Source organism: Lentzea alba (assembly GCF_011067745.1).
In the GTDB taxonomy this organism is placed as follows: domain Bacteria; phylum Actinomycetota; class Actinomycetes; order Mycobacteriales; family Pseudonocardiaceae; genus Lentzea; species Lentzea alba.
Genome location: NZ_JAAMPJ010000007.1, coordinates 552529 through 566463, shown reverse-complemented (window position 1 = coordinate 566463; position 13935 = coordinate 552529). Strand labels below are relative to the sequence as shown.

Annotated in this window: 14 protein-coding genes and 1 pseudogene; 10 read left to right on the top strand and 5 right to left on the bottom strand. The window is 70.0% G+C overall.

Annotated elements, in window-relative coordinates; translation table 11 throughout:
• Positions 1–253 (bottom strand): annotated as a pseudogene (locus G7043_RS27185) (aminotransferase); the annotation flags it as partial.
• Between the two features lie 21 nt (positions 254–274).
• On the bottom strand, positions 275–712 hold the full coding sequence (locus tag G7043_RS27180) for an Lrp/AsnC family transcriptional regulator (protein WP_166050177.1): 438 nt from the start codon (positions 710–712) through the stop codon (positions 275–277).
• A gap of 161 nt (positions 713–873) precedes the next feature.
• Between G7043_RS27180 and pdhA the strand changes: the two genes are divergently transcribed.
• The 3 genes from pdhA to G7043_RS27165 are packed head-to-tail and all read left to right on the top strand — an operon-like array spanning position 874 to position 4207.
• Positions 874–1950 carry a pyruvate dehydrogenase (acetyl-transferring) E1 component subunit alpha gene (pdhA, locus tag G7043_RS27175; RefSeq protein ID WP_278185856.1) on the top strand — a complete coding sequence of 359 codons (1077 nt, stop codon included), beginning with the start codon at positions 874–876 and terminating at the stop codon, positions 1948–1950.
• The gene (locus G7043_RS27170; RefSeq protein ID WP_166050169.1) at positions 1950–2945 is read left to right on the top strand and encodes an alpha-ketoacid dehydrogenase subunit beta; all 996 of its coding nucleotides are present in this window, start codon (positions 1950–1952) and stop codon (positions 2943–2945) included. Before pdhA ends, G7043_RS27170 begins: the two co-directional genes overlap by 1 nt.
• The gene (locus tag G7043_RS27165) at positions 2942–4207 is read left to right on the top strand and encodes a dihydrolipoamide acetyltransferase family protein (protein ID WP_166050167.1); all 1266 of its coding nucleotides are present in this window, start codon (positions 2942–2944) and stop codon (positions 4205–4207) included. Before G7043_RS27170 ends, G7043_RS27165 begins: the two co-directional genes overlap by 4 nt.
• Positions 4208–4231: 24 nt before the next feature.
• On the opposite strand, the gene G7043_RS27160 is transcribed toward G7043_RS27165, so the two are convergent.
• Together G7043_RS27160 and G7043_RS27155 are read right to left on the bottom strand one after the other, a co-directional pair.
• Positions 4232–5644, bottom strand: coding sequence for an ATP-binding protein (locus G7043_RS27160; RefSeq protein WP_166050165.1), 1413 nt, complete (start codon positions 5642–5644; stop codon positions 4232–4234).
• Entirely contained in the window at positions 5644–7311 is a 1668-nt protein-coding gene (locus G7043_RS27155) for an FAD-dependent oxidoreductase (RefSeq protein ID WP_166050163.1), read from the bottom strand. Before G7043_RS27155 ends, G7043_RS27160 begins: the two co-directional genes overlap by 1 nt.
• 56 nt (positions 7312–7367) lie before the next feature.
• On the opposite strand from G7043_RS27155, the gene G7043_RS27150 reads away from it, so the two are divergent.
• Positions 7368–7631 (top strand): ubiquitin carboxyl-terminal hydrolase 14, encoded by a 264-nt coding sequence (locus G7043_RS27150; RefSeq protein ID WP_166050161.1) that lies wholly within the window; start codon positions 7368–7370, stop codon positions 7629–7631.
• A 53-nt stretch (positions 7632–7684) separates the two neighbouring features.
• Here the strand turns inward: G7043_RS27150 and G7043_RS27145 are convergent, their stop codons facing one another.
• A complete protein-coding gene (locus tag G7043_RS27145; RefSeq protein ID WP_166050159.1) occupies positions 7685–7870 on the bottom strand; it encodes a hypothetical protein in 186 nt (61 codons plus the stop codon).
• A 125-nt stretch (positions 7871–7995) separates the two neighbouring features.
• On the opposite strand from G7043_RS27145, the gene G7043_RS27140 reads away from it, so the two are divergent.
• From G7043_RS27140 to G7043_RS27115, 6 genes are all read left to right on the top strand, one after another.
• On the top strand, positions 7996–8697 hold the full coding sequence (locus tag G7043_RS27140) for a thioesterase II family protein (RefSeq protein WP_166050158.1): 702 nt from the start codon (positions 7996–7998) through the stop codon (positions 8695–8697).
• 14 nt (positions 8698–8711) lie between these two features.
• Positions 8712–10883, top strand: a complete 2172-nt coding sequence (locus G7043_RS27135; RefSeq protein WP_166050156.1) for a non-ribosomal peptide synthetase — start codon at positions 8712–8714, stop codon at positions 10881–10883.
• A 206-nt stretch (positions 10884–11089) separates the two neighbouring features.
• The gene (locus G7043_RS27130; RefSeq protein ID WP_166050154.1) at positions 11090–12298 is read left to right on the top strand and encodes a cytochrome P450 family protein; all 1209 of its coding nucleotides are present in this window, start codon (positions 11090–11092) and stop codon (positions 12296–12298) included.
• Positions 12295–13113: a thioesterase II family protein gene (locus G7043_RS27125; protein ID WP_166050152.1), complete on the top strand. Its 819-nt coding sequence runs from the start codon at positions 12295–12297 to the stop codon at positions 13111–13113. The genes G7043_RS27130 and G7043_RS27125 overlap by 4 nt, the downstream gene beginning before the upstream one ends.
• On the top strand, positions 13058–13423 hold the full coding sequence (locus G7043_RS27120) for a nuclear transport factor 2 family protein (protein WP_313888087.1): 366 nt from the start codon (positions 13058–13060) through the stop codon (positions 13421–13423). Before G7043_RS27125 ends, G7043_RS27120 begins: the two co-directional genes overlap by 56 nt.
• 12 nt (positions 13424–13435) lie before the next feature.
• Complete coding sequence (locus G7043_RS27115) at positions 13436–13921, top strand: GNAT family N-acetyltransferase (protein WP_207311749.1); 486 nt, start codon at positions 13436–13438, stop codon at positions 13919–13921.
• Positions 13922–13935 lie beyond the last annotated feature (14 nt).

Genomic DNA, 13935 nt, shown 5'->3' with positions numbered 1-13935 from the left:
TCACCGAGCCGCAGCCGAGGGCCAGGTGGTCGGCGGGGACGCCGAGCTTGTCGGCCAGTCGTCCGGTGAGTTCGACGCAGCCCGAGTCGGGGTAGCGGTTGATGGCGGTGGCGGCTTCGGCGATCGCTGTGACGACGCTGGGCAGCGGTCCGGCGGACACCTCGTTGCTCGCGAGCTTGATGGCGCCGGGAATGGACTTGCCGGGCACGTAGGCGGGCAAGGACGCCAGGTCGGCACGGGTTCGCACGGTCATGCGGCACATCCTCCGTCGGGGTCAGCTCTCGGCGTCTTCGAAGATCAGGAATGTCTTGGTCGACAGCACGCCGGGGATCGTCTGCAGTTGTTCGAGGACGACGCGGCGCAACGCGTTGTTGTCCTCCGCCCTGACGAGCAGCATCACGTCGAACTCGCCGCCCACCAACGCCATGTGCCGCACCTCCGGGATCTCCCGCAGCGCGGACTGCAGATCGCGCCAGTTGTTCTGCCGCACCGTCATCGCCACGTAGGCGGACGTGGTCAGCCCGACCTTGAGCGGGTCGACCCGTGCGGTGAAACCGGTGATCACCCCGTCGGCGACCAGGCGCTCGAACCGGGCGTAGGCGTTCGCACGCGAGATCGTCACGCGTTCGGCCAGCGCTCGCCCCGACAACCGCCCGTCCGACTCCAGTTCGCGCAGGATCCGGTGGTCGATCTCGTCCAGCTCCGTGTCCACGTGTCTCGCTCCCGAGGTCAAAAGCGCGGGGTGTCGAGCCAACTGGACCTGCTGAATCGTGCAGGCAAGTCAATCGTCTCGCACTGGTTCCTGGATCTGTCCGAATGGCCGTCCATCTAGGCAATATTCGTGACGAGTGTAACGCCATGTGGAGGTGTGGATTGAGTGCCGGTCAACTCAAGGCGGCCATCACCCCGGCCCGGTTGCTCGACGAGACCGGTCGCCTGGTCAGGGGAGCGCCGACACCCGACGCCGAGGCACTGGCCGAGGGGTACCGCAAACTCGTGTTCGCCCGCAGGCTGAACGAACAGGCCGGTGCGCTGGTCCGCCAGGGACGGTTGGCCGTGTACCCGTCCTCACGGGGGCAGGAGGCCTGCCAGGTCGCGTGCACGTCGGTGCTCGCGGAGGGGGACTGGCTGTTCCCGACCTACCGCGACTCGGCCGCGATCGCCGCTCGCGGGGTGGACCCGGTCGAGGTGCTCACGCTGCTGCGCGGTGACTGGCACTGCGGTTACGACCCGAACGTGCACAAGGTCGCGCCTCAGGCCACACCGCTGGCGACGCAGTTGCTGCACGCGGTCGGTGTCGGTCACGCCGCGCGCCTCAAAGGCGAGGACACGGTCGTGATGGCGTTGTGCGGCGACGGCGCGACGAGCGAGGGCGACTTCCACGAGGCCTGCAACTTCGCCGCCGTCTTCCGTGCGCCGGTGGTGTTCTTCGTGCAGAACAACAAGTACGCGATCTCGGTCCCGCTCGCGCGCCAGTCGGTGGCCCCCTCCCTCGCGGCCAAGGCGATCGGCTACGGCATGCCTGGCGTGCGTGTCGACGGGAACGACCTGCCGGCGCTGGAGAAGGTGCTCGGTGAGGCGGTCGCGCGGGCTCGTGCGGGTGACGGGCCGACCCTGGTCGAGGCGGACACCTATCGCATCGAGTCCCACACCAACGCCGACGACGCCAGCCGCTACCGCGCCGACGACGAGGTCACCGCATGGCTTCCGCGTGATCCACTGCTGCGGGTGCGCACCTACCTGACGGCGATCGGCGCGCTCGACGACGAACGTGAGCAGGACATCGCCGCCGCCGCGGAGGAGATGGCGGCAGCGGTCCGGGCCGGAGTCGGCGCCGAGACGGTCGCCGATCCGGAGGAAGTGTTCGCCCACGTCTATTCCACCCTCACGCCGCAGCTCGCGGAACAGCGCGCGGCTCTGCGGGCCGAGCTCGAACTCGAGGAGGCCTGATGAGCGCGGCGACGAAGATGACGATGGCGCAGGCGATCAACGCCGCGCTGCGGGACGCCATCACCGAGGACGACTCGGTCGTCGTGTTCGGCGAGGACGTGGCCCAACTGGGCGGCGTGTTCCGGGTGACCGACGGGCTGCACCGCGAGTTCGGGGAGAGCCGGGTGTTCGACACCCCGCTGGCCGAGTCCGGAATCGTCGGCATGGCGGTGGGCATGGCCATGAACGGCATGCGCCCGGTCGTCGAGATGCAGTTCGACGCCTTCGCTTATCCCGCGTTCGAGCAGATCGTCAGCCACGTCGCGAAGCTGGGCAACCGCACCCGCGGCAAGGTGCGGCTGCCGATCGTCATCCGCGTCCCGTACGCCGGCGGAATCGGCGGGGTGGAGCACCACTGCGACTCGTCCGAGGCCTACTACGCCCACACTCCCGGTTTGACCGTGGTCGCACCGGCCACCAACGCCGACGCCTACGGCCTGCTGCGCGAGGCGATCGCCGGCTCCGACCCGGTGATCTTCCTGGAGCCCAAGAAGCACTACTTCACCAAGGAAGAAGTCGACGTGTCGGTGCCGGTACCGCCGATCGGCCGTGCCGTGGTCCGGCGACCCGGCGCGGACGCCACGTTGATCGCCTACGGCCCGTCGGTGCCGGTGGCGCTGGCCGCCGCCGAGCAGGCCGCGACCGAAGGCCGGGACCTGGGCGTGATCGATCTGCGCTCCATCGTCCCGTTCGACGACGAGACCGTGTGCGCCGAGGTCCGCAGAACCGGCAGGGCGGTGGTGGTCGCCGAAGCACCGGGATTCGCCTCGGTGGCCTCGGAGATCGCGGCACGGGTGGGGGAGCGCTGCTTCCACCACCTGGAAGCGCCGGTGCGCCGGGTCACCGGTTTCGACGTGCCCTATCCGCCACCGAAGCTGGAGCACCACTTCCTGCCGGGGGTGGACCGGATCCTGGACACCGTCGACACGCTGCAGTGGGAAGAGGACGTCGCATGACCACCCAGGTGTTCGACCTGCCCGACCTCGGTGAGGGACTGACCGAGGCCGTGCTGATCCGGTGGCTCGTCAAGACCGGTGACTCCGTCGCGGTGGACGAGCCCGTCGCCGAGGTCGAGACGGCCAAGGCGATGGTCGAGGTGCCGTCGCCGTTCGGTGGGGTGATCGCGCGACTGCACGGTGAGGAAGGCGCCACCCTCCAGGTCGGCTCGCCGTTGATCTCGGTCCAGGCCGGGCCCGCCGAGACCTACGTCGAGGAAGAGCGTGCCGGTTCGGGCAACGTCCTGATCGGCTACGGGACTTCGGGGGCGGACTCGTCTCGCCGCCGCCGGAGGAGGGCTGTTTCGCGTTCCGTGCCCACTTCGCTGCCGCGCAACGGAGAACGACCCGCGGTGCAGTCGCCGATCGTGCGCAGGCTCGCCCGTGACAAGGGCGTCGACCTCACCTCGTTGACCGGCACCGGCCCCGACGGCCTGATCACCCGCCGCGACGTCGAAGCCGCTGTCGCCGTGCCCGAGCCGGTCGGGGTCGTGAGCGGGCTAGTGAGCGACGTGGACCAGCGCACCGGCCTGCCGATCCGCGCCCGAGTGCCGTTGACCGGCCTGCGCAAGGCGGTCACCACGACCCTGACCCGCAGTCGCACCGAGATCCCCGAGGCGACGACCTGGGTGGACGTCGACGCGACGGCACTGCTCGAACTCCGCGACGAGCTGAAGGAAACCGGTGCCGCACCGGGAATCCTCGCGATGATCGCCCGGTTCGTGGTGGCGGGCCTCGCCCGTTTCCCCGAGCTGAACTCCCGCGTCGACACCGAGCGCGGCGAGATCACCCACCTCGACGGCGTCAACCTCGGCCTCGCCGCGCAGACGGACCGCGGCCTCGTCGTCCCGGCGATCAAGGACGCGCACCGCCTGAGCATGCGCGGACTCGACACCGAGATCCGCCGCCTCACCGCCGCGGCGCGTGCGGGCACCGCCACCGCATCCGAGCTGACCTCGGGCTCGTTCACCCTGAACAACTACGGGGTGCTCGGGGTCGACGGCAGCGCCGCGATCATCAACCACCCCGAGGTCGCGATCCTCGGCATGGGCCGGATCCTGCCCCGGCCGTGGGTGGTCGGAGGAGAGATCGTGGTGCGGCACATCGTGCAGCTGTCGCTCGTGTTCGACCACCGCGTCTGCGACGGCGGCACGGCGGGCGGCTTCCTCCGTTTCGTCGCGGACTGCGTCGAGGCTCCGAAGTCGGCGATGGCGGACCTGTAGCGACGTCAGGTCCGCCATCGCCGGTCACCGTCCTGTCGCCTCCAGCGGCAGGACGACCTGGAACCGCGTGTCGCCCGGCACCGACTCCACCCGGATGGCGCCGTGGTGCTTGTTGACCACGATCCGCCACGAGATCTCCAGCCCGAGCCCGGTGCCCTCTCCGACCGGCTTGGTGGTGAAGAACGGTTCGAAGATCCGGCTTCGCGCCTCTGCCGGGATGCCGGGGCCGGTGTCGCCGATCTCCACGACGAGGTGCCTGTCCTCGCTGAAGGTCCGCACGGTCAGCGTTCCGGAACCGCCCATCGCGCTCAGGGCGTTGTCGATCATGTTCGTCCACACCTGGTTGAGCTCGCCGGCGTACGCGGGGATGTGGGGAAGTGCGCGGTCGTAGTCCTTGACCACCCGCACGTCCGTGAGCTTCCCGCCGAACATGATCAGCGTGGAGTCGAGCAAGTCGTGCACGTCGACCACCTGGAAGGGCGTGCGGTCCATCTGCGAGTACTGTTTGGCCGCACCGACCAAAGTGGACACTCGGGTGGTGGCGTCCTCGATCTCGTTCATCAGCAGCTCGGTCTCGACCGTGTACCTGAGCCAGTGCACGGCGGATCCGGTGACGGCCGCGGGGCATTTCGCGAGTGCTCCCTCGAGCCACTCGACGTCCAGCCCGGCCGCGACCAGGACGGGCGCGACGTCCCAGCCGCCGCTGACGTCGTGGTCGTCGAGCCAGTCGGCGACCTCGTCCTCGGCGTCGCTGGCCTCCAGCGGGCTGAGCTTCGGCGCCTTGGCGACCTGTTCGACCGCCTTCTCCTGCAGCACGACCAGAGCCGGCAGCACGGACGGGTCGATCGCCCCCTGCGCGACGAGGGCGAGTTTGTGCCGCATTCCCGCGACGCGCTCACGCAGCGCCGCGGTGGCCCGCACGGCGGCCGCGGCCGGGTTGTTGAGCTCGTGGGTGAGGCCCGCGGACAGGGCGCCGAGCGCGGTGAGCCGTTCGTGCTGGCCCACCGTCGCCTGGGCGTTCCGCATGCCCCAGAACAGGCCCTCCAGCAGGTGCATCGCCATCGGGAACCAGGTGCGGACCATCGGCCCGAACTCGTCGGCGTCGAACTGCAGCATCGACGTGGCGGTGATCGACTCGACGGTCATCTGGTAGGTCGGCTGGTCGAGCTCCAGGTAGGCCTGGGTGGCACCGAAGTACGAGCCGCGCTGGCTGCTGCGGCTCACCTCGACGCGTTGGCCGCCGATGTTGCGGCACAGGGCGACCGTTCCTTCGAGCAGCACGAAGAAACACGTCGCGGGTTCGCCTTCGACGTGCACGGGCGTGCCCGCCTCGCGGGTCTCGACGTGGCCGTGCTCGGCCAGCCAGTCCAGCTGTTCGGAGTCGAGCTTCTCGAACAGGAACAGTTCGCGCAGTGCGGCCGCGGTGAGCCTCTCCATCACGACCTCGCCAGATAGCGGTGGACCAGGGTGACGGCCATGGCGCCCTCACCTACCGCGGACGCGACGCGCTTCACCGAGTCCGATCTGACGTCGCCCGCGACGAACACGCCGGGCACGTTCGTCTCCAGGTGGTACGGCGCCCGCTCGAGGTCCCATCCAGGCGGTGAGCCGCCGAGGTCGGGCCCGGCGAGGAGGAACCCGTGCTCGTCACGTTCCAGCGTGCCGTCCAGCCAGTCCGTGCGCGGGGCGGCGCCGATGAACGCGAACAACCAGCTCGCCTCGACGGTCGTCGTCTCGCCGGTCTTGTTGTGCAGCAACGTCAGCGTCTCAAGATGATCTTCACCGGTGCCACCGCGGACCTCGGTGTGCGTGCGCAGCTCCACGTTCGGGATCGCCGAGAGCTGGTCGATCAGGTACCGCGACATCGACTGCTCGAGCGAGTCACCCCGCACCAGGATCACCACCTTGCGCGCGTGCCCGGAGAAGTAGACGGCCGCCTGGCCGGCGGAGTTCGCGCCGCCGACCAGGTAGACGTCCTGGCCGGCGCAGTTCGGGCCCTCGGTGGTCGAGGCGCCGTAGAACACGCCTCGCCCGGTCAGCTCGCCGAGTCCGGGCGCGTCGAGCAACCGGTACGACACGCCGGTGGCGAGGATGACGGTGTGGGCGGCGAGTTCGGTGCCGTCACCGAACCGCACGATTCGCGCGGCTCCCCGGCGTTCGAGGGCGACGACGTCGCGGGTGGTGAGCAGCTCGACGCCGAACTTGACCGCCTGCCTGCGGGCCCGTTCGGTCAGCTGCCCGCCGGACACCCCGTCGGGGAAGCCCAGGTAGTTCTCGATGCGGCTGCTGGTACCGGCCTGGCCACCCGTCGCGATCCGTTCGACCAGGACGGTGCGCAGCCCCTCCGACCCTCCGTACACCGCGGCGCCGAGCCCCGCGGGGCCGCCACCCACGACGATCAGGTCGTAGAACTCGGCCGACGGCTGCGTGCTCAGGCCCACCTCGGCGGCGAGCTCCGCGTCGGAGGGGTCGACCAGGGCCCTGCCCCCAGCCGTGATCACGACAGGCAGCGTCGTCCCGTCCTGACGCGCCGCGGTGAGCAGGCAGCGTGCCTCCTGCTCGTCGAGCGCGTGCCAGCGGAAGGGAACGCTGTTGCGGGCCAGGAAGTCACGTACCTCGTAGGAACGTGGTGACCAGCGGTGCCCGATCACCCGCACCCGCTGCGGTGGCTGCCGGTCGCTCACGGCCCAGGCGCGCAGCTGCTCGTCGAGCACCGGGTAGAGGTTCTGCTCCGGCGGATCCCACGGCTTGAGCAGGTAGTGGTCGAGGTCGACGACGTTGATCGCCTGGATCGCGGCGTCGGTGTCGGCGTAGGCCGTGAGCAGCACCCGGCGCGCCTGGGGGAACACGTCCATGGCTTGTTCGAGGAACTCGATGCCGCTCATCTGCGGCATCCGGTAGTCGGCGAGCAGCGCCGCGACCTCCTCGCCGCGCAGTTTGATCTCGTGCAGCGCCTCGAGTGCCTGGGGCCCGGACTCCGCTCGCACGACGCGGTAGTGCTCGCCGTACTTCCGTCGCAGGTCGCGCGCCACCGCCCGGGACACGGCCGGGTCGTCGTCCACCGTGAGAATCGAAGGCCGCGCGACGCGGTCGGCAGTCGTCATGTGCTCAGTCAAACACCAGAACTCGCCGATGGTCGTAACCGAGGTACCGTCGGGCCGTGACCACAACCTGCGAACATCTCGCCGAGCTGGGTCCTGAGCCCGCACCTGGCACGCCGGAGGGGTGTGAGGACTGCCTGGCCGTCGGCGGCAGGTGGGTGCACCTGCGTTTGTGCCTCGGCTGCGGCAAGGTCGGCTGCTGCGACTCGTCGCCCGCCAAACACGCCTCGAAGCACTTCGCCGACGAGGGGCACCCGGTCATGCGTTCGTTCGAGCCGGGGGAGACCTGGCGCTGGTGCTTCGTGGACGACACGATCGTGTGATCTGCCTGCGCGGCGGACGTTGTCGCGACCGCCGCGCAGGCAGGAACTGCGGGTCACTTCACCTGGTAGGTCCTGATGACCGTCCGGGTCACGGTGTTGCCGTCCTGAGCATCCGGCTGCGGGTCGATGCGGAACGGCACCGGGAACATCGCGTTGCGGGGCGCCCTTGAGTCGCGGAGATCCTCGCCGAGGTCGCGGGAGACGACGCGAAGCTCGCCGACGGGGCGTTGCGGCCGCACGTCCTCGGCGAGATAGGCTCACAAGATCGCCTGCGAGCACGAACTCATGATGATGCCCGAACCACTCGCGGCGATCGGTGCCGTCGTCGCCGCTGAGCTCGGGCGGGAACGAGGGGGACGAGACGATGAGCGCTGACGTGAAGGTCAAGCTGCTGTGCCTGCCGTACGCGGGCGCCGGCGCGTCGTTCTACCGGCACTGGCAGCGGCAGGCGGGCGACGCGCTGGAGATCGTGCCGCTGCAGCTGCCGGGACGGGAACGGCTGATGGACGCCGAACCGTACCGGGACGTGCACCAGGCGGCCGACGGCCTGCTGGCCGACCTCGCACCCGCGAGCGGCGACAGGCTGGCCTTGTTCGGGCACAGCATGGGCGCCGTGCTCGCCTACGAGCTCGCCCACCGGCTGACCCGGGTGCCGGGCGTCGAGGTGGTGCGGCTGTTCGCCAGTGGTGCGCGGGCGCCGTTCGAACAGGCGGGACACGGTGCGACGGGCCTGGCCGACGACGAGTTCCTCGACCGGGTCGCCGAGCTCACCGGCTACCGGGATCCGATGCTGGAGCTGGAGGAACTGCGCGAGCTGGTGCTTCCGGTGCTGCGCGCCGACATCGAGATGCACGAGCGGTACGCGCCGAGCACCGACCTCGCGCTGGCCGCGCCGATCACGGCGGTGCGCGCTGAGGACGACCCGCTGGTCAGTCGTGAGGACGTGGCGGCGTGGGAGAAGGTCGCGGGCCGGGGCTTCGAGAGCGCAGAGGTGCCGGGCGGCCACATGTACCTGCTCGACGACATCGGCCCGCTGCTGCGGCTGGTCACGAGCTCGGTCGGCTGACAGGGGAGCGGGTCATGTCGGAAACGGTGTGGCACGACGTCGAAGCACCCTCGTGGGGCTTCGGCGGCGGAGAGGGAACGGGCACGCACCAGATCGCGGTGCCCGGCGGCGGGGACGAGGCCGCCTGGCAGGCGGCGCTGGCCGTCGTGCTCCGCCGCTACGATCCCGAGGCGGAGACGCCGTGCGCGGAGCTGGTGTTCACCGCCGCCGGGCGTGGTGCGGCGCGGTCGGCTCCGCTCACCGTGTCGGTGCTCCCCGACGGCGAAGGCACGGTGCTGCGGTGTGACTACCTCCGTGCGCACTTCGCACCGGAGATCGCCAGTGCGTTCCTGCACCACCTCGCCCATGTGCACCGGCAGCTCCTCGACGGCACACCGGAGGCCGAGGTGGAGCTGATGGACGCCGCCGAACAGCAACGGGTGGCGGCACTGGGCCGTCCCAGGGACCCGCTGGTCACCACGCCGACCACGATCCACGAGGCATTCGCCAGGGTGGCGGCGACCACGCCGGACGCGATCGCGTTGTGCGACACCGAGAACAGGCTGACCTACCGTGAGCTCGACCGCCGCGCCACCGCTCTCGCCGGTGGCCTGCACGACCTCGGTGTGCGCGCGGGCGACCGGGTCGGGGTCTGCTTGGAGCGGACTGCCGAGCTCGTCGTGACGTTGCTGGGCGTGCTCAAGGCGGGCGCGACGTACGTCCCGACCGACCCTGCCTACCCCGCGGACCGCCTCAGGCACACCGTCGAGGACGCGGGCCTGGGTGTCGTGATCACCAGGCGGGAGGAGTTCCCCGCGGCAGGCGACGTCGTGGTCGTGCCGCCGGACGCGCTCGACTCCGTTACCGAGGTCGTGGTCACGACCACTCCGGCCGACCCCGCGTACGTCATCTACACCTCCGGCTCGACCGGGCGTCCCAAGGGCGTCGTCATCCCGCACCGCAACGTGATCAGCCTGGTCGACGCCGCGCGCGCCGAGCTCGACCTCGACCTGCACGACGTGTGGTCGCTGTTCCACTCCAGCGCGTTCGACGTCTCGGTCTTCGAGATGTGGGGCTGCCTGCTCACCGGGGGCCGGCTCGTCGTGGTGCCCTACTTCGTCTCACGCGAGCCAGAGGAGTTCCGCGACCTGCTCGAGGCCGAGGAGGTCACGGTGCTCAGCCAGACGCCGTCGGCCTTCACACAGCTGCTGCCCGTGGTGCGGCGGGAGCTGTCCGCCGTGCGGCTGGTGCTGTTCGCGGGCGAGCCGCTGGACACCCGGATGCTGTTGCCGTGGATGGATCTGCACCCCCGCTGCGAGCTGGTCAATCTCTTCGGCATCACCGAGACGACCGTGCACACCACCGTGCAGGTCGTCACGCGGGAGGACGCGCTGGCCGCCTCGCGTTCGGTCGGTCCGGCACTGCCGGGCTGGCACCTGTACGTGATGGACGAGGCCGGCCGGCTGGTGCCGCCGGGCGTGATCGGCGAGATCGTCGTCGGTGGCGCCGGGGTGGCCCTGCACTACCTGGGCCGTGAAGACCTGACAGCCCAACGGTTCCGGCCCGACCCGTTCGCGGGCGGCACCATGTACCGCAGTGGCGACCTGGGCCGGTTGCGGCCGGACGGGGCGCTCGAGCACCTCGGGCGGATGGACGGCCAGGTCAAGATCCGCGGCTTCCGCATCGAGCTGGACGAGATCCGCGCGGTCCTGCTGGAGGACCCCGACGTCCGCGCGGCCGCCGTGGTGGTGCGCCGCGATGACCCGGCGACCCCACGCCTCGACGCCTACGTGGTGCTGACCGGCGGCGACGCCACCGTCGTCCGCAAGCGCGCGGCGACGGTCCTGCCTGACTACATGGTGCCCGCGACGGTGACCCCCGTGGCCGAGCTTCCGCTGACCACCAACGGAAAGCTGGACCACAAGCGGCTGCCCGCACCCGTGAGGCCGTCCAGTGAGAGCGACGCCGGCGAGCTCGACCCCGTGACCGCCCGGATCCGCGCGATCTGGGCCGAACTGCTCGGCACACCGGTCGGGGTGGACGACAACTTCTTCGACCTGGGCGGCAATTCGCACATCGGAGTGCGGATCGGTGCCGCGCTGCGCGCCGCCGGGTTTCCGTCCGTGCGGTTGCGCGAGCTGTACCAGAACCCGACGGTGCGCGGGATCGCCGCGCTGGTGAACGGACAGCTCGCACTGCCGGAGTGATGTCCACAATGGACCGCGCGGCATGCTCGCAAAGCCACTGTCAACCGTGGACGGACCAGGTCAGCGGTACCGTTGGCGCGGAACGTCAGGATTCATCGCGCACGCCCGACATATGTCCACAATGGACTCCGGAAATGGACTTCCCCGAGGACCTCGCATCGGTTGGAATCGTTGCGTAGGGTGCATTGTGTCGAGGGGAGACATGGATGGACACGGTCCTGCTGGGGGCCGGCGAGTTGTCGGGGGATCTGCTGAGGGAACCGCACGCCGTGTATGCGCGGCTGCGGGAACGCGGACCCGTGCACTGGGTGCGGCTGCCGGACGGGCAGGAGATGTGGCTGGTGGTCGGCTACGAGGTCGCCCGTGCGGCGCTCGCCGACGCCAGGCTGTCCAAGGACCTGACCAAGATCGGTGCCAGCTCGTTCGACCAGGAGTTCCTCGGGCCTCACCTGCTGGTCAGCGACCCGCCGCAGCACACCCGTCTGCGCAGGCTCGTCTCGAAGGAGTTCACGCCGCGCCGGGTCGAGGCGATGGCGGGTGGTGTGCACCGTCAGGTGGCCGAGTTGCTGGACTCCATGCAGGCCAGGGGGCGGGCGGACCTGGTGGAGGACTTCGCTTTCCCGCTGTCGATCGGGGTGATCTGCGAACTCCTCGGTGTGCCCGCGATGGACCGGGAGTCGTTCCGCGGCTGGTCGAACGCCATCAACGCGCCGATCGGGCTGGCGGAGAAGATCGCGGCGTTCGGGCAGCTCAAGGACTACCTCGGCGACCTGGTCGCGGCCAAGCGCGCCGAACCCGGCGACGACCTGCTCAGCGCGCTGATCAGAACGACCGACGAGGACAGCGACCGGCTCACCAGCGCCGAACTGCGGTCGATGGCGTACCTGCTGCTCTCCGCGGGGCACGAGACCACGGTCAACCTCATCTCCAACGCCGTGCTGACCCTGGTCCGCCACCCCGACCAGCTGACCGTTCTGCTCGCGGATCTGTCGCTGGTGGACGGCGCGGTCGAGGAGGTGCTGCGGTTCGAGGGCCCGATCGAGTCGGCGACCTTCCGGTTCGCACTGGAGCGCGTGGAGATCGGCGGCGTTGCGATCGAGACCGGCGACCCGGTGCTGGTCACGCTCGCGTCGGCGAACCGCGACGAGACGCGGTTCGACGCTCCCGAACAGTTCGACGTCCGCCGTGACGGCGGCGGACACCTCGCGTTCGGTCACGGCGTGCACTACTGCCTCGGTGCGCCACTGGCCAGGATGGAGGGTCGCATCGCGATCCGTTCGTTGCTGGAACGGTTTCCGGGCATCGCACTGGACGTGCCGTTCGACGAGCTGAGCTGGTTGCCGGGCACGTTGCTGCGCGGCGTGCGGAGTCTGCCGGTTCGCTGGTCGGACGGCATCACGGTGGAGGAACGGTGAGCGGGCGCTGGTTCGCGACGAAACCCCTGGACACAGCGGCGGTTCAGCTGATCTGCGTGTCGCACGCCGGTGCGGGGGCGTCCGCCTACCGGGACTGGCAGGACCGGCTCGGCCCCGCGATCGAGGTGCTGCCCGTGCAGTTGCCCGGCCGCGAGGCGCGCTTCGGCGAATCGCTGGTGCGGTCGGTGTCCGAGGTCGTCGACGGCCTGATCGGCCCTGTGCTGGAACGGGTGCGCGGGCCGGTCGCGATCTTCGGCCACAGCATGGGGTCGCTCATCGGCTACGAGCTGGCGCACGCCATGGCCGAACGGGGGCGGACACCGGTGCACCTGTTCGTCTCCGGCTACACCGCCCCGCACCTGCCGCACGTCGGTCCCGCCCTGCACACGTTGCCGGATCAGGAGTTTCACGACCACATCAGCACGTTGCAGGGCACGGCGAGCGAGGTGCTCGACCACCCGGAGCTGATGGGGCTGCTGCTCCGCGTGCTCAAGGCGGACTACGAGCTCTGCGAGACCTACCGGCATCCGGAGCGCCCCGCGTTCTCCGTGCCGGTCACCGCATTCGGCGGTGAGCAGGACCCGGACACCGCGGGCGAACGGCTGGCACGGTGGGACGACCTCAGCACCGGCCGGACCGCCGTCCGGTGGTTCTCCGGCGGACATTTCTACCTGCACCACCATCTGGACGAGCTGATGACCATCATCGAGGACACGTTGCTGGGCACCAGCCGGGAACATGGGGGTTCCATTGACGGCAGTGACCGACCAGATCGCCCGCGAACAGCGGGTTCGCCAGTACTACCAACGAGTTGACGCACACGACCTGACCGGGCTGCTGGACCTGTTCGCCAGCGACGCGGTCTACCACCGGCCCGGCTACGCGCCCCTGGTCGGGCGCGAAAGCCTGAAACGCTTCTACGGTGAGGAAAGGGCCATCCGGGAAGGCAGCCACTCGGTGTCGGCCGCCGTGCTCGACGGCGATCGTGCGGCCGTGCACGGCGAGTTCCACGGCGTGCTGAAGGACGGACGCGCGGTGTCGTTGCGGTTCGCCGACTTCTTCGTCTTCAACGACCAGGGGTTTTTCCAGCGCAGGGACACTTTCTTCTTCGCTCCCATGGTCTGACAGCATGGTCCGGTGACCGAGGACCTGATCGACTCAGGCGTGCGCGACGGTCGAGGCCGCCTCGTGACGCTCACCGCCATCACCGACGACAACTGGCGCGCGGTCGCCGACGTGGTGCCACGCGACGACCAGCGCGACTTCGTGGCGCCCTCGGCGGCCCGCTACCTGTTGCTGTCGTTGCGCGAAGGGGAGTGGCATTCGCTCGGGATCCGGGCGGACGAGGACGTCGTCGGGCACGTCATGTGGGCGTACGACCCGGAAGACGGCGCGCACTGGATCGGCGGGCTGGTCGTGGACGCGGCGCGGCAGGGCGAAGGCCTCGGTCGGGCCGCGATGACCGTGCTGCTGCGGTGGTTGACGGCCAAACCCGGCTTCGTCCGGGCGCGACTGTCCTATCAGTCCGAGAACGTGGCCGCGCGCAAGCTCTACGCCGGTCTGGGTTTCGTGGAGCTCGACCTCGTGGAGGGCGACGAGGTGGTGGCCGAGCTCGTGCCGTGAGTCACGAGCCCGGC